At 43.5% G+C, this 21,069-nt stretch carries 12 protein-coding genes and 7 pseudogenes; 13 read left to right on the top strand and 6 right to left on the bottom strand.

Going from position 1 to position 21,069, the window contains the following annotated elements; genetic code table 11:
• Window positions 1-306: 306 nt before the first annotated feature.
• From TT12_RS02600 to TT12_RS02590, 3 genes and pseudogenes are all read left to right on the top strand, one after another.
• Window positions 307-1,590, top strand: a pseudogene (locus TT12_RS02600) (aspartate kinase).
• Between the two features lie 368 nt (window positions 1,591-1,958).
• A pseudogene (csrA, locus tag TT12_RS02595) lies at window positions 1,959-2,126 on the top strand (carbon storage regulator CsrA); the annotation flags it as partial.
• A gap of 122 nt (window positions 2,127-2,248) precedes the next feature.
• Entirely contained in the window at window positions 2,249-2,569 is a 321-nt protein-coding gene (locus TT12_RS02590; protein ID WP_207803965.1) for a HopJ type III effector protein, read from the top strand.
• A gap of 139 nt (window positions 2,570-2,708) precedes the next feature.
• On the opposite strand, the gene TT12_RS02585 is transcribed toward TT12_RS02590, so the two are convergent.
• Window positions 2,709-3,020, bottom strand: a complete 312-nt coding sequence (locus TT12_RS02585; protein WP_045451872.1) for a YeaC family protein — start codon at window positions 3,018-3,020, stop codon at window positions 2,709-2,711.
• A gap of 67 nt (window positions 3,021-3,087) precedes the next feature.
• Window positions 3,088-4,105, bottom strand: a pseudogene (locus TT12_RS02580) (NAD(+) kinase).
• A 283-nt stretch (window positions 4,106-4,388) separates the two neighbouring features.
• On the opposite strand from TT12_RS02580, the gene TT12_RS02575 reads away from it, so the two are divergent.
• Window positions 4,389-5,111 carry a Bax inhibitor-1/YccA family protein gene (locus TT12_RS02575; protein ID WP_045445091.1) on the top strand — a complete coding sequence of 241 codons (723 nt, stop codon included), beginning with the start codon at window positions 4,389-4,391 and terminating at the stop codon, window positions 5,109-5,111.
• A gap of 202 nt (window positions 5,112-5,313) precedes the next feature.
• Here TT12_RS02575 and TT12_RS02570 read toward each other — a convergent pair.
• Window positions 5,314-8,078 (bottom strand): annotated as a pseudogene (locus TT12_RS02570) (heavy metal translocating P-type ATPase).
• 498 nt (window positions 8,079-8,576) lie between these two features.
• Between TT12_RS02570 and mrcB the strand changes: the two are divergent.
• From mrcB to purH, 8 genes and pseudogenes are all read left to right on the top strand, one after another.
• Window positions 8,577-11,053 (top strand): annotated as a pseudogene (gene mrcB / locus TT12_RS02565) (penicillin-binding protein 1B).
• 35 nt (window positions 11,054-11,088) lie between these two features.
• The gene (locus TT12_RS02560; RefSeq protein ID WP_243443281.1) at window positions 11,089-11,784 is read left to right on the top strand and encodes a tetratricopeptide repeat protein; all 696 of its coding nucleotides are present in this window, start codon (window positions 11,089-11,091) and stop codon (window positions 11,782-11,784) included.
• On the top strand, window positions 11,766-11,897 hold the full coding sequence (locus TT12_RS18155; RefSeq protein WP_279378783.1) for a hypothetical protein: 132 nt from the start codon (window positions 11,766-11,768) through the stop codon (window positions 11,895-11,897). The genes TT12_RS02560 and TT12_RS18155 overlap by 19 nt, the downstream gene beginning before the upstream one ends.
• A gap of 122 nt (window positions 11,898-12,019) precedes the next feature.
• A pseudogene (prmA, locus tag TT12_RS02555) lies at window positions 12,020-12,945 on the top strand (50S ribosomal protein L11 methyltransferase).
• Between the two features lie 196 nt (window positions 12,946-13,141).
• Window positions 13,142-14,005 (top strand): MJ0042-type zinc finger domain-containing protein, encoded by an 864-nt coding sequence (locus tag TT12_RS16265; RefSeq protein ID WP_353511609.1) that lies wholly within the window; start codon window positions 13,142-13,144, stop codon window positions 14,003-14,005.
• 64 nt (window positions 14,006-14,069) lie between these two features.
• Complete coding sequence (locus TT12_RS16260) at window positions 14,070-14,432, top strand: DUF3426 domain-containing protein (protein WP_243443279.1); 363 nt, start codon at window positions 14,070-14,072, stop codon at window positions 14,430-14,432.
• 275 nt (window positions 14,433-14,707) lie between these two features.
• Window positions 14,708-15,067, top strand: a complete 360-nt coding sequence (gene fis / locus TT12_RS18150) for a DNA-binding transcriptional regulator Fis (RefSeq protein ID WP_201605298.1) — start codon at window positions 14,708-14,710, stop codon at window positions 15,065-15,067.
• 153 nt (window positions 15,068-15,220) lie between these two features.
• On the top strand, window positions 15,221-16,801 hold the full coding sequence (purH, locus tag TT12_RS02540) for a bifunctional phosphoribosylaminoimidazolecarboxamide formyltransferase/IMP cyclohydrolase (RefSeq protein ID WP_045451869.1): 1,581 nt from the start codon (window positions 15,221-15,223) through the stop codon (window positions 16,799-16,801).
• 202 nt (window positions 16,802-17,003) lie between these two features.
• On the opposite strand, the gene TT12_RS16250 is transcribed toward purH, so the two are convergent.
• The 3 genes and pseudogenes from TT12_RS16250 to TT12_RS02530 form a co-directional block, all read right to left on the bottom strand.
• A complete protein-coding gene (locus TT12_RS16250; protein ID WP_243443278.1) occupies window positions 17,004-17,774 on the bottom strand; it encodes a hypothetical protein in 771 nt (256 codons plus the stop codon).
• Between the two features lie 106 nt (window positions 17,775-17,880).
• On the bottom strand, window positions 17,881-18,876 hold the full coding sequence (locus TT12_RS16245; RefSeq protein ID WP_243443277.1) for a SurA N-terminal domain-containing protein: 996 nt from the start codon (window positions 18,874-18,876) through the stop codon (window positions 17,881-17,883).
• Between the two features lie 382 nt (window positions 18,877-19,258).
• A pseudogene (locus TT12_RS02530) lies at window positions 19,259-19,530 on the bottom strand (HU family DNA-binding protein).
• Between the two features lie 518 nt (window positions 19,531-20,048).
• Here TT12_RS02530 and TT12_RS02525 point away from each other — a divergent pair.
• Window positions 20,049-20,693, top strand: coding sequence for a hypothetical protein (locus TT12_RS02525; protein ID WP_045451866.1), 645 nt, complete (start codon window positions 20,049-20,051; stop codon window positions 20,691-20,693).
• Window positions 20,694-21,069: the final 376 nt, after the last annotated feature.

Below are 21,069 nucleotides of genomic sequence, written 5' to 3'. Positions count from 1 at the left end.
ACAGAGCATCCTTCTGGTCTACTACGCATAAGATACGCGATTGGTTATAACGGTTATAACCAATCGCCATGTATCTAAGCGCTACGGGCACTTAACGTTGTGACGTAGATATGATATAAAGGTCAACGTTTATATGCATCGTGCATGCATTACCTAGTCAGCACTACTGAATACATAAACGAAAAGCATGGGCGCAATTCTTATAATACGGCTTTATCTATACAAGCATTGATTGAGCGTCACATCCGCATATTGGCTCTCATTGATGATAATAAAAGGCCATTAATGAATAATAGGTAGATTTTTATGGCGTTAATAGTACAGAAATACGGCGGCACCTCGATGGGCAGTATCGACCGCATCAAAAACGTCGCCAAACGAGTCAAACGCTGGCATGACAACGGTCATCAAATAGTTGTTGTCGTCTCTGCTATGAGCGGCGAAACCAACCGTTTGATTGATCTAGCACGCCAAATTAGCACTCAGCCTGATCCCCGTGAATACGACCAAATGGTCTCAACCGGTGAGCAAGTATCGATTTCATTGCTTGCGATGGCGATTAAAGAGCTTGGTGTAGGCGCTCGTTCATTTACTGGTCGTCAAGTCGCGATTAAAACCGATAATGCGCACAATAAAGCCCGTATCGAAAGTATCGATGACAGAAATATCCGTGAGCAACTTGATGCAGGCAATGTCGTCATCGTCGCAGGCTTTCAAGGTATTGATGACGAAGGCAACGCGACCACATTAGGGCGCGGCGGCTCTGATACCACAGGTGTCGCTATTGCTGCTGCCTTGGGTGCTGATGAATGTCAGATTTATACCGATGTTGATGGCGTTTATACCACTGACTCGTGTGACCTCAAAAGCCAAAAAACTTGAAAAAATCACCTTTGAAGAAATGCTAGAGATGGCAAGTCTTGGCTCTAAGATTTTACAGATTCGTTCGGTAGAATTCGCGGGTAAATATGGTGTACCACTGCGCGTATTATCTAGCTTTGATGAAAACAACGATGGTAGCTTCGACCAAGAATTTCAAGACAATGTCGGCACCTTAATTACGATAGACGAAGGAGACAATATGGAACAGGCAATCATCTCAGGTATCGCTTTTAATCGAGACGAAGCAAAAATAGTCGTGCGCGGTGTACCTGATCATCCTGGTATTGCCTCTGCTATCCTAAGCCCGATTGGTCGTGCCAATATTGAAATTGATATGATCGTGCAAAACCTCTCTACCAACGGCACCACCGACTTTACTTTTACTGTCAACCGTACTGACATGGACAAAACCATGAAAGTACTGGAAAATGAAGTCAAAGATGAGATCGGTGCTAAAGAGATATTGGCTAATGATGAAGTCGTTAAAGTCTCTTTAGTTGCGTCGGTATGCGCTCTCATGCTGGTGTTGCGAGCCTCATGTTCCAAACCCTTGCTGAAAACAATATCAATATTCAAATGATATCAACCAGCGAAATCAAAGTGTCTGTCCTTATCCAAGAACAGTATTTAGAAAAAGCCGTTAAATCACTACATACCGCATTTGGTCTGGATCGTGAAGATGGCGAAAGTAAAATCGCTGGGCTATAACTTATTTTAAAACGCTTAAAATAATCGACTTAGCATCAACAGTTATGCATTAAGTCAGTATCAATTACTTTCAACAATGTATTAAATTAAATAGGGTCTTTTTAGATCCTATTTTTATTTTTTATTATTGCTAGGGTAACTATTTACCAATAGTTTTGTGAAAACCCGTGACAGTCTCTGTTATGCCCCCTATAATGGGGCTTTCATTTGGGCTAAATGAATCTACCTATCATTACCGCTATTGGCACAACAGTAAGCATTGTGATTTTCATTGATACATTGTCTTTCTAGGGCTGCGGTAATGTCCTGCAATTGAGAAGTAATCTGATGAGTAATAATTTGTTGATGCGACATAAGGAGTGTGACGCATGTTAATTTTGACACGCCGCGTGGGCGAAACGCTAATGATTGGTGATGAGGTCAGTGTGACTGTCCTAGGTGTCAAAGGCAATCAAGTACGTATCGGTGTCAATGCACCGAAAGATATTGCCGTACACCGCGAAGAGATTTACCAACGTATTCAGCATGAGCGTTCTGTACAGTCGCAAATGCAACATCTTGAGCAGGGCAATTTTGCGCCTTCATTTGATGACGAAGACTATTTCAATCGCTAAGTTACATACTTTCACTTTTTAATCTGCTCTGAGGTCATTTATTTATGAGTATCCGCCAATCAGATGTATCGGCTCTACTTAATGGTTTGGATAAAAAAGCCATTGGATTCAATGATGTCATCAGTTTTATTGATGATTTTTATCGCTACGCACCTGCCCCGTTTGTGAACGGTATGGTACACAATGCAGCTGGTGAAAATGAAGGTAGTGCGAAAATTTTTGGCTTTGCCAAGCACCATGGTCTGAATCAATTGGACACGCTAAAACTGTTTGGCGAGCATTATGCCAAAGTTCAAGCAACTCCTAACGGTACTGACCATGCCAATATCCGCAATTTTTTACATTGGGGCTGGCAAGGTTTTTGATGCAAAAAAACCCATTAACGGTTCGCCCTAGTGTTGATACAACGGCGCTTTAAAAAATTATTAAATAAGAAAAGGCCACGCTGATTAGCGTGGCCTTTTTTATGTGCTTCATTTTTTATTAGAAAATTTAGCCATCAGCCTATTTATCACGAAACTTGACGGGTTGGACTGCGCCTTTCGGATTAGGCATGTTTGGATAATGATGCTCATGCTCGACATCACATTCTGCCCCGACGATAGAACCATCGTCTTTGACTGGCTTATGAATATAGCCTGTGCGCTCAGCAGGTGGCAGATGCTCGTGCTCCCACACCATCACCGCTTGCATACAGGTCTCGCGCTGCTCAGCGGTCAGCTTGCGACCATCAGGCCACTTACCCAACTCAATCGCCATGCGGAACTTATCCACCACTTCTGGCGTTAAACTTGCTAATATCGTTTGCTTATCCATCCTGCCTATTCTCCACCACTATTTTTTATAACATATTTTTTATAACGTTTTTATATAAAAGAGACACTTACTCGTCGTCCATAATATCATCATCCACGTCAAGACTGAATTCCTCAGCATGGACGTTCCAGTGCAATTTGGTGCGACAAGCTTCATAAAAATCAAACCCTGGCGGGTGCAATAAAGTAAGCTTATCTGGATGCTTACGAATATAGAGCCGTTGCTCCTGCTCAAGTGGCACGCTTGGCTTGCCGTCTGCGCTAACCATCGGCTGAGTGCGATTGTCTTCGTGAATGCGAATGCACACTTCGCTATTACCGCTCACCACAATCGGTCTGCTAGACAGCGTATGGGGATGCATGGGCACCAAACAGATAGCATCCATACTCGGATGGATGATGGGACCGCCGCCAGAGAGTGCATAGGCCGTTGAACCGGTAGGCGTTGCTGCAATCAAACCATCACTATGCTGACGGTAGACATCTTGACCATCGATTTTCATCTGAAAATCTATCATATGAACCGATTTTCCCGCATGCAATACGATATCATTGAGCGCCATATCTTCATGAATAATAGTGCGCCCTTCCCGTATCTCCATCGTCAATAGAAAACGATGATCCAACTGATAATCACCCATCAATACTTGGCGCAATTTAAACGCCGCTTCATCAGGTTTTACATCCGCCAAAAAACCAAGCCGACCACGGTTGACGCCAAGTACAGGCACACGGTAGCGTGCCAATGCTTCAGCCGCGTGCAATATCGAGCCATCACCGCCAACAACGATGACCAAATCGCAAATCTCACCAATCAAACTACGCTTAACGATTTTGACTTTTTCGATCTCAGTGAGATTCAAAGTAGGCAAGTTCGCCGTCTGCACGTCCATAATCAATGTGAGATTCATCTCATTGATAGTCTGGGCAATTTGCACCAAACTTTGAGTGACACTGCGTTTACCAGCGCGGCCCATGAGCGATACGCCTAAAAGCAGGGTTTTTGATAGCGTGGAACAGCTCTGATTCATGTAAGTGCGGCAATCTTGCGGATTGCGCTGAGTTTTCCATAAAACGACTCGGCATAACGGTAAAGTACTCGCCAATGATAGCGATAAACGAGCGTTTAGACTAGCATGTTTATGAATTATCGTTGTTAACTGTCGTAATCAACCCCATATAAAAGCCATCGCACGTTACTCTTAAACGTGTTTGTTTAGCTAGGCAATACGCCAAAATACATCAACTAATAATAGCTCTATAAGGTCGTGAAGCTTGATGGCTGTCACGTAAACACAGTTGACAATAATGGCGGTTTTGCTAAAGTAGCTAGCATCATTATTATTTATATTTTATTAAGGACAACTTTATGGCCAATCCTATTGTCAGTCGCGCAGAACTTGCGATCGGCGGTAAGCCAATGACGGTCAAGGGCGTGATTCAAAAGACCAGTCTATTACTTGGATTATCTGCGATCACTGGTGTGGGCTTTTTCTTTTATGCCCTTATGGCAGGCTTGTCGCAAGGCTTTATTACGATGGCTGCCTTCGGTAGTATGTTTGCCGCTTTTGGTCTCGCGCTTTTTATCACTTTTAAACCACATAAGGCCAAAACCTTTGCGGTGCCTTATGCACTGTTAGAAGGCATATTTTTAGGCGGCATCTCGCTGTTCTTTATGCGGATGTATCCAAGTGTACCAGTGACCGCTATGTGTGCCACTTTTGTGACGGCAGCCGTTATGCTAGGGCTATATCGCTCAGGTCTGGTCAAAGTGACTGAAAAGTTCCGCTCAATTGTGACTTCAGCATTGATTGCGATTATGCTGGTTTATGTGGCGCAATGGGTACTTTCTTTAGCGTTTGGCTCAAGCTTACCCTTCTTATTTGAAGGTGGTGCTATCGCTATCGGCTTTAGCCTGTTTGTTATTATTATCGCCTCTTTTACGCTTTTACTAGACTTTGATAATATCGATCGCGGTGTGGCGATGGGTGTCTCTGAAGACTACGAATGGTTATTCAGTATTGGTATACTTGCCACGCTCGTATGGATGTACATTGAATTTATGCGTTTGCTTAGCTACTTGCAAGACTAATCTAAAAACCAGCTAATCTTCATTTAAATAAAAAACCGCCTTGGCTATTCATATAGTTAAAGGCGGTTTTTTTATGGGTAAAGTTAAATATTTATGATAGACATACTATCTGGAAAAATGTGAGCAGCAAGGAAGATGAGTCTCAGTACTACATTAGTAGGCTAAGTAAGTTTGACGCAGCTAATCATTTTTTGAATGGGTATTAAGCACGCTTTAAGCGCAGCGCATTTAAGACCACAAACAATGAACTTAATGACATACCAATAGCAGCCAGCCAAGGTGGCACATAGCCTAACGCTGCTGGTATTAGCACACTGCCATTATAAATCAGTGCCCAGCGGAAGTTTTGTTTGATAATGCGTTCTGTTTTATCAGAGATACGCTTAGCCGCAGTAATAGCGTCGATTTGACCATTTAATATAATACTGTCACTCGATACTTGTGCCAAATCTGCCGCCCCCGCAATAGAAGTCGAGACATCTGCTGCGGCTAGCACTGGCGCATCATTAATACCGTCTCCCACCATCAACACTACGCCACCTTCCGCCTGTAGTTTTTGAATGTGAGTAACCTTGTCTGTTGGCGATAGACCATTGTAAGCAGAATGCATCCCTAAGCTTTCAGCCAATACCAGCGCTTGCGGGCTTGGGTCACCAGTCAACATAACTGTCTCAATACCCAACTCTTTAAGCGTATCGAGCATGGCTTTGGCACTGTCACGCACCTTATCATTGAAATAGAAGCATGCCAGCGCTTGCCAAGTGACCGAGTCATTTTGTTGACAAGATAAAACCACTGCTGAGCTGGCGCGCTGTGATACTAAATCAATGACCATATCATTATCAGCATCAGCATCGTTTAACGCAAAATCCACATGACCAATTCGATATAATACGCCATCAATCATTGCCTCGACACCGCCTGCTGGATAATGCTGTAAGGCCTGCGTCGATGGCAAATGCAACTGATAGGCAGCGGTAAGCAGCGCGTGTGCAATAGGATGACGGCTCCCTACTTCTAGAGCCGCAGCGATGGCTAATACCGTATCTTTTTGCTCATCTGTAGCCGTTGCAATATCATTATCCTTAAGCAGCTCAATATTTAATAAATTCGGCTTACCATAAGTTAAAGTGCCTGTTTTATCAAAGGCGACATGAGTGATTTCCGCTAAAGTTTGTAGCGTATGTCCACGCGTCGTCAAAAAGCCATAGCTTGCCAGTCGATTGGTCGCGACCGTCAGCGCAATCGGTGTCGCTAAAGACAGCGCACAAGGGCAAGTCGCGACCAATACCGCGACCGTAGCCCAAATCGCTTGACTTGGGTCAACGATATACCAACCAATGAATACCAAGACAGACAATACCAAAATACGCGCCACAAACCATCGTGCCAGCTTGTCTGCTTGCTGTGCCAGTTTGGGCTTTTCACTCATGGCACGGTTCATCAGCCGATCAATCAAGCCAATTTGGCTGTCTGCTGGCAATGCTGTGACCAGCATCTCAAACGGTTGGCTATCGTTTTGTGCACCGCCGACGATATAGTCACCTTGGCTCTTGATAATCAAGTCGCCTCACCCGTCAATAGGCTTTGCGACACGGTAGCAGTCTGGCTCAGCAAAATACCATCGCTGATGATTTCAGAGCCAGCCTCAACTAAAATGATATCACCCACTTGCAAACTATGGGCGGTGACCATTTGTTTTTCTTTTGCCTCATCTGCTGTTGTTGATATGGCTGATTTTTGAGTACGCGTGCGTTGCCAGTCTTGTGCAATTTTTGATGTGAGCTGATGAACATTGGCATCCATGCTTTGCATAAAATTAGGCGTTGGATTAGCTGATGTGCTCGCCTCATTTGTATCCAAATTACTGACTTGATTGCTCACGTCTTCATTTATAGCTGTTTTCTTGAGCTCATTTTTCTTTAACTGCTGTAATATAAGCTCGGCGGCTTCTTTATCTTCCGCAATTTTTTGTACCAGTACTGGCTCAACCACAACCAAGTCATTGGCCATGGTGGCGGCTTTTAGGCGGGCATTATGCTCAATGTAACGCCCTGCCAGTAAAAAGAAAATAAACATACTGACCGAATCGTAATAGGTTTCCCCTTGACCAGTGATGGTGGCATATAGGCTCGCGAAAAAAGTCACAATCAGCGCGATGCTGACGGGCACGTCCATATTGACTTGACGGGCACGAATTGCCGACCACGCTGAGGTAAAGAACGGGACACCCGCATAGAAGAAAACGGGCGTACTGACAAATAAAGACACCCAGCGCAAAAAATCACGCTGAAATATTAGCATATCGCTGTATTCACCAAAATAGATGGCAACGGCATACATCATCGCTTGCATCGAGCCCAACGCGGCAATGCCAAGACGTATCAGCATTTGGTTGTTATGACGCGCCAGCATCGCCTCATGCGTATCTTGACGATAAGGCTTGGCTTCATAGCCGATTTCATTAATGGTGGCAAGAATACGGCTGATCGGCAGCTTATCCTCGTTCCAAATCACACGCATACGCTGATTGGTCAAATTCACCTGACATTTACTGATACCCTCTAACTCATCGAGACGCGACTCAATTAGCCAAGTACATGCCGCGCAGCGTAGGTTATTGACGGACAGCTCTGCAACCGACAGTCCGTCTTGAGCATAGACGAATTGTGATTTGATCTCGTCATGGTCATACGCCTCAAGGCGAGTCAACTGCGTCGGTAGACTTGCCGTACGATTAATCTCTGAGCGGTCCAAGTAATACTGCTCAAGCCCTGCCTCTACGATGCTTTGAGAGGCTAACTGACAGCCCATACAGCACATCTCACGCGGCTTACCCAATATCTTGGCATGGAACGGCGGCTGCGGTACAGGATCACCGCAGTGGAAACAGTGACCTGCGAGTGGCAGTACTAAACCTTCGATGATAGAGTTATCTTCATAATGCTGGCTGGTGGTCGATGCCATTGATGATGGGACATTGGACATAATCGCGCTTACTTCCTTTAGACAGGTTTGCTCGAACCTTATTCGCTTTAAGTAAACTTACTATCACTAACGAGACTCAACGCCTATGCAGAAGACTTATCTAAAACAGCTATTTTAAATAACTTTCAGCACGGCTCACAAAAAATAAAACAATAACAGTAGCGGTTAATTCATAAAAAACACATCGTTGGCGCGTCTCTAAACTGCTATCGTGCATGGCTATGTGACATGGTTACATGGTGACATGAAGCTAATATGACACTTATATAACAATGATACTGCCAATCTAAAGCTTTTAATGCTTTGTTAGCAATGACCGTGTTTTAACAGAGATTATACTATAAGCAAGTGCTGTGAAGAGCATAACGACTCACAGCTTAAAATCAATGAATGCCTGCGTTGACGATGATAGATTGAAAAATTTGTCAATTTGCGTCATTATGAGGCAGTTTTTTATACCAAAATGGTGCGACATCAGTGCAAACATCCAATTCCAAGTTACCAAATACCAAGTTAACACAGTCCTCTAAATCTGTTAACCACACGCTCCCTTCACAGCAGCGTGGGTTGGTATTTAGTAGTCTTATCTTAATTGTCATTATTGCTGGCATGGTGCTCTTGGCGCTATATTTAATCAAACTTGATCGCACCATTACTCATAAGTTTGAGGGTAAGCGCTGGGATATCCCTGCTAAAGTGTATTCGCAGCCGCTTGAATTGTATCAAGGCGCGAGTGTCGACAAAGATACGATGAAGACATGGCTGGAGTTGCTGAACTATCAAAGCAACAAAGCTTATGATCGCACGGGAACCTATCATAGATCAGGTAATACCTACTTTATTCATACTCGCGGTTTTACTTATAGCGCCAACGATGTGGATAAAGAGCAAGTCATAAAAATGACCATTGCTGGTAACAAGATTGAGTCCGTACAAAGCACTTTGCCTGCCAAAAGCGGCATCATTCGCTTAGAGCCGGTGAGTATCGGTGGTATTTATCCTGACAGTAATGAAGATCGTTTGGTCGTCTCGTTAGATGAAGTGCCACAACCACTCATTGATGCATTAATAGCCACAGAAGACCGTGCGTTTTATGAGCACAAAGGCGTCTCTATACGAGGCATTGCACGCGCCGTACTGAACAATTTCTCTGGCGGCTCTAGACAAGGTGGCTCGACCATCACTCAGCAGCTGATTAAAAACTTCTATCTCAATTCAGACCGTACGCTGAAGCGCAAAGCCAACGAAGCGTTAATGGCAGTATTGCTCGAGCTACATTATAGCAAAGATGAAATTCTACAAACGTACCTCAACGAGATTTATTTGGGTCAAAACGGCAACCGCTCTATTAATGGTTTTGGCTTGGCATCACAGTTTTACTTTGATAAACCACTGAATGAGCTGCGCTTGGATCAGCAAGCCCTGTTAGTCGGTATGGCAAAAGGCCCGAGTATCTATAACCCACGTCGCCATCCAAACGATTCAAAAGCACGCCGTGACGTCGTGCTGGGCAATATGCTGGCCGTTGGCTCACTCAGTCAAGAAGACTATGAAAAAGCGCTAAAGCAGCCACTTGGTGTCGTGGACAAACCTGTCGAAGGCAAAAGTCAATTCCCTGACTTTTTGGATATCGTCAAGCGCGAGCTGAATACCGTGTACTATTCTGATGACCTCAAAAATGAAGGTCTTATCATTATCAGTACTTTGGACCCTATTGCACAATTAGCCGCAGACAAAGCAGTTGATAGAAAATTGGGTGAGCTGCGTCGTAACAGTAGCAAAACCAAAGACTTGCAAGGTGCCTTAGTGAGTGCCAATCCTGAGACTGGTGAGCTGGTCTCTGTGGTGGGCAGTGGCAGTGAATTTACCGGCTTTAACCGTGCGGTCGATGCCAAGCGCCAAGTGGGTTCGTTATTGAAGCCTATTATTTATATGACAGCACTTGAAAGTGGGCGCTATAATCTTGCAAGCTCAGTCGATGACTCACCGATTACCGTGAATCTAAGCGATGGTACTAAATGGAACCCCAAGAACTATGACAATCGTGACCATGGTTATGTGCCATTTACCACCGCTTTATCAAAGTCTTATAACCAAGCGGCGGTACGCTTGGGTATGGAGTTTGGGGTCGATACCTTTGCCAAGCAGTTACAGCGCATGGGAATTAAAGAAAAAATACCACCTTATCCATCAGCACTGTTAGGTTCTGTTAATCTTAGCCCAATGGACATGCTTGGTGTCTATCAAGTCTTTGCAACTGGCGGCTTCCGTACGCCTATTCATAGTATTCGCACCGTCATTGATGACCGTGGTCGTATTTTACAACGTACTGGACTCAACACTCAGCGTAGTATTCCGCCTGAGACCAATTTCTTAATTAACTATGCTTTACAAGATGTGGTCAAAAACGGTACTGCCAAACGCGTGCAATCACTTGGTAGCAATCTAAATCTTGCTGGCAAAACAGGAACCACAAATGATTACCGCGATGCTTGGTTTGCAGGTTACAGTGGTAACTATGTCAGTGTGGTTTGGGTTGGCGTGATGATAACAAGCCAATTGGTTTAAGCGGCGGTACTGGCGCATTGCCAGTTTGGGTTGACTATATGAATCGCTTGAAACTGACGCCTGTGGCACTACCAGAGCCTGAAGGTATTGAATGGTTGTGGTTAGAGAACAACTCAGGCAAGCTGTCTAATGAGCGCTGTGCAGATGCACGCTATCTGCCTGTCCTGTCGGCATATTTACCAGAAGAAGCCAGCAGTTGCGCTGTCGGCTTATATCAACAAGATCGTGCTCGTGAACAGAACCAGCAGCGCCGTAGTGAAGGTTTAGAGATTCCAAATGGCGAAGCTGTTGATAGCGACAACCAAGAAAACAGTGATGGCTCAAATGGTAATGATGCAGAAAGTCGTACCGATACTTGGTATGATCGTGCCGTTGAATGGTTCTAAAGTTATTTGTGAAACTTAAAAAAGGTCTCAACTTAATGTTATCTCTCAAGCAAACTGTATCAGCTAGGTCAGCCGTCATAACGCGGTCTATCAAAATCAAGCCAGCCAATACGATGCTGGCAGTCAGTGCTCTAGCTGGCATGTTGAGTTTGAGCGCTTGCCAGACTGCGCCGACTGCATCTACCGCTATGAAAACCGTACCGACTCAAACGCTGCCATCATCGCAGACAGCTAAAGCCCCCATAGCGACTGTGACGCAAACGCCCATTGTCAGAACAGAGGACGAGGATGACTACCCCATTGAGCCTTATAATCCCTCTGAGCCAGCCGAATCAACCAATCCATTGACTCAAGAGACGCCTGTATTTACACCATCTAGTCCTGTGTTGACCCAACCTGATTCAGTTATAATCATTCCTTCGCGTGATGACTACATCATCTCTGAGCCGTCAGCACCGTCACACAACGAATTGCTAGAGCAGGCAAGAAAAAACTCGCAGCAACGGACACAGCAAGCTACCACCAACAATAGCAACCTGCCAGCATTTCGCAATTTGATGCAAGCAGGTATCAGTCAACTAAAAGCTGGCAAACTGACCAATGCTGAAAACAGCTTTACCCGTGCACAGCGCCTAGCACCTAAATCTTCTGCGGTGTATTTCTATTTGGCGCAAGTGGCATTAAAAAAGAACCAGCCGCGTAAGGCAGAAGCATGGCACGCCGTGGTCTGAGTGTTTCTCAAGATACCAGTCGTCGCCGCGCGCTGTGGCAAATTATTTTGCAATCAGGACAAGCCCAAGGCAACGCTCGCGTCATCAGTGAAGCGAAGCAAGCCTTACGCTAATATCAAGACATAGCGAAGTGAATAGATACCAAGTTTATCACTTGATATCTATTCACTTTTTATATTCTGCATACGCATCATTTATCCAAAATAGACATTTATTTTTAATTAAGGTTATCGTTATGGCATGGCAACAACTGCATTTACAATGTGAAAAAGCAAACGTCGATTTGGCTGAGGCACTGCTCCTAGAAGCAGGTGCATTATCCATCGCCTTAGACGACGCAGGTGACCAGCCTTTATTTGAGCCATTACCTGGTGAATCACCTCTATGGGATGAGGTTATCTTGACAGGGCTATTTGATGCGACCACCGATGCTGGCAGTCGTCAGGCAGTCGAGCAGCTCAGTCATGAAATCGCAGCACAAGTGCAAGCCACTCGTATCTGGCTCACGGCTGTCGATGATAAAGACTGGGAGCGCGAATGGATGAGCAATTACCATCCTATCGAATGTGCCAATAATTTATGGATTGTACCCAACTGGCTGACGCCGCCCAATCCTGAGGCGACTAACATTATTATGGATCCTGGCCTAGCTTTTGGTACAGGCTATCATGCCACTACTCGCTTATGTCTTGACTGGTTAACAGAACAAGATCTAAAAGACAAAGTGGTGATTGATTATGGTTGCGGTTCAGGTATTTTAGGCATTGCTGCTTTGTTATTAGGTGCACGCCACGTGTATGCCGTCGATATCGACCCACAAGCAGTGCTGGCAACCAATCAAAATGCCGCACGCAATCACGTTGGGGATCGCCTGCAAGCGTTTTTACCAGAAGACTTCACTGACTACTGCGCACAAAATGATGTGTTACCTGTAGACGTAATCGTTGCAAACATTCTAGCCAAGCCGCTTATTGCTTAGCGCCTTACTTCGCCACCTTAATCGCACCAAAAGGTCGCATTGTCTTGGCCGGTCTAATAGAGTCACAAACTGAACAAGTAACGGCGGCTTATCAACCTTATTTTGCGCTTGATGCCAAACATGCTTTTACAGCGCAAGAAGACCAACATTGGCAGCGTTTATCTGGTACATTTACAGGCTAGCAACATTTAATTACATCTGTTACGATAGAGGGCAGTCAAATGTCATGCATTTGACGCCACTCTGTCCTTATTCATGATTTATGGACATTTAGAGCTAATATTTAAAGCTGATACAAACGGCAGTATTAGCACTATAGGCAACTATTAGCGAGTGGCTAAGCGGTATTGATAACCATAATTTTTTGGATTCGACCCTATGACCACGCCCATAAAAACTCAGTGCCCTCATTGCCAAGCTTGCTTTAAAATACAGCAAACACAGTTGAATAAAGTAAACGCCACGGTTAGCTGTGATCAATGCCAACAGAGTTTTTTGGTCAATAAACATCTTATCCTCACTGCCGATGCTGTCAATACTTCCGCTATTCAAGAAAACACAACGACTGACACCAATACGCTAGCCGATTCAAATGAACATTCTGCACAAACCGCTGACAATCATAATAAAAATCAACATGCAGCAGGCGCTGCTAAGTCACCACTCACTCCTCCACATTCAAAAAATATTTCATCTGATACTTTAATTGAGGATGATTTGATTCATGACGGCTTAATCTATGATGACATGGATAGCGATGAGCCAGAAGAAAGCGTTTTAGAGTATGATTCTCTAGATAGTATGGATGCTTGGCTGACTCAAGCCAGCAATATGAACAATAGCGGTTATACTTCTACAGCAGACAACCAACCAACAAGCAACCTCTCTAAAAAAACAGATAAAAACAATGCGTCATCAGCGAAAGTATCATCTGGTGATACAACAGAAAATTCCTCATCAGCACAAATGGCGCTCAGTTCAGCAGCCGCTAATGATATTCATGCCAATGTGGATGATACTGCGGACAATTCTTGGCTCGAAAAACTCCTAAAAGAACAAAATAAAGGCGAAGAGGTTCGACAAGACGATACCGATTTATCACAACTGTTGCTCGATATGGGTGTACCACTGAAAGATGAAGCGCCAACCGCCGAAGAGCGTGTGAGAAAAGCACAAGCAAAGTTTACACCTACGCCGCAGAGACGTTCTATCGCATCCTTACTATGGACACTAGGTGCTTAGTATTAGCACTGCTACTTTTTGCTCAATACGTCATTTTTAATCTAGAAACTTTGATGAAAACCCAGTGCATGCAGAGCGCTTACAATCAGTATGTGCAGTCGCTGCCTGTAGTTTACCTAGTGCCGATCTAACAGCATTCACGATTACCAACCTTAATCATAAATCGAGTAAGATTAAGATGGATGGAAAGTCGAGCGATGTCAGTGCCACATTAAACAATCAAAGTGCCAAAGCACAGCTATATCCGAATGTTAAAGTCAGCGTATACGGCGCAAATGATATGATTGGAGAATTCATCGCCACGCCAGCTGATTATCTATTAAGCAAGCAAAGCCAATTAGCGGCGGACAGTAGTCGCAACATATTATTTACCATCCCTGTTGCTAATAGACAAATTCGAGAAGTGACTATAAGTCCTCTGTATTGAATAGATAATTACCAACAAAATATTGTCTATCTATAAACAACCTTGTCTCTTAAAACTTCAGCCGTCAGAAAAACGTAGGCAGGTAGCAAGTTCAATAGTGATGCAAGTGCGACACAGCCAGTTATATTTTGTGGCAATGTTATAATAGTAAGCATATACCCTAGTCATACTGCTGCCAATATAAGGTTAATCTGTCAGTGCTAAACGATATTAATTTGATATAATACCCTGATATCTTATGGTTTGACTCTTTCCAATCCCAAGGACATTATCTTATGGCACCTCATGCACAGCATAATGCCAATCATTTTGCCACAAGCTCTGAGCATCCTGCCGATTATAGTACAGCTAACCATCATTCAACTCGTCATGTTGACTCCTCATTAAACAGCGATGCGAGCCAGCGTCATGAACCACTGCGCGTACATGTGGAGCGTGTGGTACGACAATACTTTGCGATGCTAGGTGATGAGATGCCGACCGACTTGTATGAGCTTATTTTAAAACAAGTTGAAGAGCCACTATTATCGGTTGTCCTTGAAAAAACGCGAGGCAATCAAACCAAGTGTGCACAAATTTTAGGTCTGAATCGTGGCACTTTACGCAAAAAACTCAAAACTTATGACTTAATGTAGCATCTGCTATATGCATTTCTCTGTCTTTATTACCAGTCATTATGTATGGCAATTTAACGTTATTGACGCTATCCACCATGATATTGTCTACAACAATTGTCATTGTCACCTTGCCAGACGTTTACGTCAGGCTTTTTTTATGGAAATTTTCTTATGAGTACAACCCCACTTGCTCTATTGTCAGTCTCTGATAAATCCAATATCGTTGAGTTTGCGCAAGGCCTTATTAAGTCAGGCTTTGACTTACTGTCTACTGGCGGTACTTATCGTTTACTCACAGAAAACAATGTCGCTGTGACCGAAGTATCCGATTACACAGGTTTTCCTGAAATGATGGATGGCCGTGTCAAAACGCTACATCCTAAAATTCATGGTGGCATCTTAGGACGCCGTGGTACAGACGATGCCGTAATGAGTGAGCACGCGATTGAGCGTATTGATTTGGTTGTCGTCAACCTTTATCCGTTTGCAGAAACCATTGCTCGTGCTGACGTCACCATGAACGACGCTATCGAAAACATCGACATCGGTGGTCCCACGATGGTGCGTTCTGCGGCGAAAAACCACGCTCATGTGGGTATCGTGACTGATCCAGCAGATTATGAGCGCATACTTGCCGCTTTAGGTGATGGCACCGAGCTGACACCTGCTTTGCGCTATGACTTGGCAGTGAAGGCTTTTGAGCATACTGCACAGTACGACGGAATGATTGCCAATTTCTTAGGTAGCCGTGTCAATGAAAACCAGCAACCTGAGAATTTTTCACGTACCTTTAATGTGCAGCTCGAAAAAGCACAGGATCTACGATACGGCGAAAACCCACATCAAAACGCCGCTTTTTATACGGAAAACCATCCGCTAAAAAGCCACCAAGCCTCTATAGCGACTGCTAAGCAACTGCAAGGCAAGGCGCTGTCTTATAACAATATCGCCGATACTGACGCTGCCCTTGAGTGCGTGAAAGCCTTTAGTGCCCCTGCTTGCGTTATCGTTAAGCATGCCAACCCTTGCGGTGTCGCTGTGGATAACGATCAAGTAACCGCTTATAACACTGCCTTTAGTACTGACCCTGAGTCTTCTTTTGGCGGCATCATTGCTTTTAACCGCCCATTGACATTGGCAGCTGCTAAAACCATTATCGACAATCAGTTTGTAGAGGTTATTATTGCACCAAGCATCGAAGATGGTGTGCTTGAAGCGACAGCTGCTAAGAAAAATGTCCGTGTATTGGTGTGCGGCGAACTGCCAGCGCCAGATCAACGCGATAGTCAGCTTGACTACAAGCGCGTCAACGGTGGCCTGCTAGTACAAGAGCAAGATCTTGGTTTGATTACGGCCAATGACTTAAAGATTGTCACTGATGTACAACCAACAGAAGCGCAAATCGCCGATCTATTATTCAGCTGGAATGTAGCAAAATACGTCAAATCTAATGCGATTGTTTATGCCAAAGGTCAGCGTACTATTGGTGTTGGTGCTGGTCAAATGAGCCGTGTCAACTCAGCTCGTATCGCCGCTATCAAGGCAGAGTACGCTGGATTGGCTACTGAAGGTGCTGTTATGGCATCAGATGCCTTTTTCCCTTTCCGTGATGGTATTGATAACGCTGCCCAAGTCGGTATTGCTGCTATTATCCAGCCAGGTGGGTCTATGCGTGATGATGAAACCATTGCTGCGGCAAATGAGCATGGCATCGCGATGGTATTCACTGGTATGCGTCATTTCCGCCATTAAATTGTTCCGTATCACTTGGAATATTAGCATTGATAGCAGTATTGAATTTCGTATCGCCATTAATGCTAAATCTTTATGATAAAAGTAATACTCATTAAAAAAGCCACTGTAGACAGTGGCTTTTTTATGCTTAAAATTTGAGAAAACTATTTGGAAAGAATAACTAAGTAAGTATCTCAAATTTTCCTTAATAGCTTTACTTCTAACGCCCTTGCGCGTTTGCTATATTGGCGTCATTAATTTCAACTTTATACACCAAACGTAGATAATCCAAGTAATCTTGTAGCTGATCTTGCCCCAAGTTATCACGAATGATGGCAGCTGTTTGTGCTCTTTGCACATCAGATAATGGCGACTGCTCCTCTGTTTTAATACGATCACCGACCAACAAAGTCGCGCCCATCTCAGTCTCACTGGCAATAGCAACGACGCCATTATTAGCTGCTTGCTGACTAAAGGCCAATCCGCGCTCTTTCTCTGTCAATAGAGTGGTTTGGCGATTCACTTCACCTAATGATTGAAAACGTACTGGCTGTTTATTGATATCAGCAGGCGTTTTAATACCAGCGGCTAGTTTCTTCGCCTCTTTTAGCGCCAATGCCGTGGCCTTTTCTTGACGTAATATCTGAGTGATTTTTGGTGTAGCAGCAGCTAAGCTAAGCGTTTTCGTAGGACGATAGTTGCTTGGCTGCACCCATACCGTCCCGTTACCGACTTCGATACCTGCGGTTACTGCCTGATCTTGAATGGTAAACTCATCAAAAGCCTGCTTAATCACTGCTGGTTGTGATAACTCCGATTTGTTGTTTTCTTTACGATAATCCTTGATACGTTTTAGCGTTACGTTCTCTTGCTGAGCAATATCTTCGATGCTAAAGCCATCTGCTGCCAAGTCATTAATCGCTGTTACTTTATCTGCATAGATTTCTTGACGCTTATATTCTTTGGCTTTTGCTGTCAGCTCTGCACGCATGCTTTCTAGGCTTGGGATTTTACTACCGTTATCTTCGGTTACGGTAAATATCTGGTAGCCAAAGCTAGTCTTAATAGGTGCTGTTACATCACCACACTTAAGCCTTCTAAAGCCTGCTCAACCGCTGCGGCATCATTGCCAAACACAGAGGATTAAAGGTACCAATATCGCCACCTGTTGCTCCTGATGGATCATCTGACTCAGTTTTAGCCAATGCGGCAAAAGACTCACCTTTATCCAAGCGGGCTTTGATTTTAGTCGCTCTGGTCTTCGCGTCTTTACCCGTTAATAGGATTTGACTGATTTTGCGTTCATCGACGACCGCTAGCCCTTGCTTATAAGCTTCATATTGCTGCTGCAAATCCTCTTCCGTAACTTCATTCACTTGAATGGTTTTAGGACTTAATTGCAAATATGCCAAATCTACCATCGCCGCACTTTTTAGTGTGTCTTTATTGGCATCATAATAGGCTTGTATATCGCCTTTGCTTAACTTGACCTGATCTACATAGTCTTGCCAATTAAATCGATGCAGCCAGATATTGCGCGACTCAAGTTGTAAGTCAATCAATTGACTGACCGCTTGCATGGGATATACTGCCGTGCCAACAATACTTGCATTGAGCTGGTCGAGGCTTAATTGGTTACGAAACTCAGCAAATAGCTGATCTTTAGTCATGCCGCGCTGGCGCAAGAAATTTGAAAATTGATCGTTAGAAAAATTACCTTCTGCGTCCTTAAAAATTTCTTCTTCACGCAATAGACGATTAATCGTGTCATCAGAGACTGTCATACCAAGCTTGCCCGCTTGCTGCTCCAATAGCGTACGATCAATGAGACCTTTGAGCACTTGCTCGTGCAATACATCTTCATTCAATAGACTCGCATCATCAACTTGTTCTAGTATTTCAGTACGACGGTTATTTACGGCAGTCTGATACTCGGACAACCCTACGCTTGCTTCACCCACCTGAGCGACTTGGTTGGGATCGACCCCGCCTCCAAAATAGCTTTCGACACCCAATAGAGCGAGCGGCGATAGGCATAAAATCAATAAAATGCGACCTGGCCAGCTTTTTAAGAAATCGCGCAATTTATCCATAGTTATCTCTGCTTTATAAACCTATATTGATGAAAAACCATTGTAATATTACTATTAATATCAATGCTATCTAAGCAGGCAATGGTAAGAATAAGAACGTGTGAATTTGATATAGAACAACAAGACTGAGTAAAACAGTCTTATTTAAACAACGCATCTATCGCGCGCCCTATGATACGTGATTTTTTGATGCAGACTCAAAATATTCACGTGGTATGATACAAACTATAGCGATAAAAAAGCACCTAATATCTAGGTGCTTTTTATGATTCATATTATGACTTTTCAGCCATGCTATAAACCATATAATGCTTTACTAAGTAAATGCTGTGTTGATTCGTATATCATGTCGTTATACAGCATCCATTTTTAATAAAACGGCTTAGTTTAAACGCTCTTTTAAGTTTTTACCCGCTTTAAAGCTTGGTACTTTACTTGCTGGAATGCTAAGCTCTTCACCCGTCTTAGGTTACGGCCAGTACGTGCTTTACGGTCTTTTACGCTGAAAGTACCAAAACCAACCAATGAGATGCTATCGCCAGCTTCTAGCGCTTCACCAACACTTTCCATAACAGCATTCAATGCATCGCCAGCTTGGGTTTTGTTTAGGCCACTTTTGTCTGCGATGCTATCAATTAATTCTGACTTATTCATAAAATTTCCTTCAAGTTTAAGGGGGATAATAAACGCTCACGCCAAGCATTGTAACGCTCTCATAGCATTTAAGCAATAAAAACTGCCTGACTGGCGTATTAACAGGTTTCGCTTTGTTATCGTCTTTATATCAAGCAGCATAAGGAGCGCAAGCGATTTTACATATTTTTGCCTACTGTACTACGTATTTGACACTCAATGTTACGCAAAGCCTCTGCAACTGTTATAACCGCTAGTAACCTTGGCTTTTCCTAACTTCGACTTAGCGAGTCAACCTCTATACTGCCTTATCGTTCAAAGAGATGTCATCTCATACTGAGGCATCGCCAGTCATAAATATCTGTGTCCTTGTTGATTACCAAATTGTAAAGTAATAATTTTCCAACTGACAGAAACTAGCGTTACTTTTTATTATAAAGGCGTTACTATAAGCAAAATATCACTGCACCTTTTGGGTCAATTTTGACTCTTGTTTGTCTTTTGCCTCTAATTTGCCAAATATAAAACGGATTATTTACATGAAGCGTTCTACGTTGTCTCACTCTTTTCTTAATATCATTCTGGTGTTCATCGAGTCGGCGCTGACACTATTGTTACGTTTAGATCCCGAACTACGTAAAGCCGCTTACCCACTTGCCAAGCAAGGTACTGTCGTGGCGCTACGCTTGTATCTACCGCATGTTGAAGTGTTTGCCACTTTTAGCACCAAAGGCGTATTATTAGACGCAGAGTTACCTATTGACCGCAGCGAACCTGACGTCATCATTAATGCTTATAGCATCCAAGTGATCAATGCGATCACCACTCATGACAGCGAAACCACCGAAAAACTACAAATGCGCGGTGAGTCTGTTCAAGTACAGTTGGTCAAGCAGTTTATTATGCAGCTCGGTCTTGGCAGCTTAATTCAAGGTCTTATTAAAAAGATAAAAGGTGGCAAAGGTAAGACCAAGCCTACTGAAGCTGAAATGGCTGACAAAAAGGACAGCTATAAATTACGCATCAAAGAGCAACAAACCCAAATAAACACCTTGACTATTAAAAACCGTGAGCTTGAAATCACGGTTAAAGAGTTACAGAGCAAACAAAAAACCCTGATAATCGTCACCGTGGCTGCTCTCGTTATTATGATCGCAGCCATTATCGCGCTATTAATGAATTAATTTCGCCAACAACGACTTACCAATGTCAGCTTAATAATGAAAGGCTGCTTACTTTACCAAACGCGTTTGATGCCGATTAAGGCATATTAAATGCTTAGTATATTAAGCGCTTAGATGACTGGGGCGTATTGAACATTCAGCACGCCCTAATATAATTGATAGAAGTTAAAAAAACGTAATACTCGAACTTCAAGACTGTATTTTAGTATTTCAAAAATGCTAGGAATCAATGTTCTCAATCTTATAGCCCCTCCTTTTAATACCATTGTTTTTATCAATCATAGTGATAAGCTCGATTAACCATTCAACCACACTTTAATCTTGACTAAATTACTCAGGATTAAGTATAATTGGCTTAATCGTTGCACACATCGGG

The organism is Psychrobacter sp. JCM 18903 (assembly GCF_000586475.1).
In the GTDB taxonomy this organism is placed as follows: Bacteria; Pseudomonadota; Gammaproteobacteria; order Pseudomonadales; family Moraxellaceae; genus Psychrobacter.
Note: the sequence above shows the minus strand (reverse complement) of the source record. Positions and strands in the feature narration are given on the sequence as shown.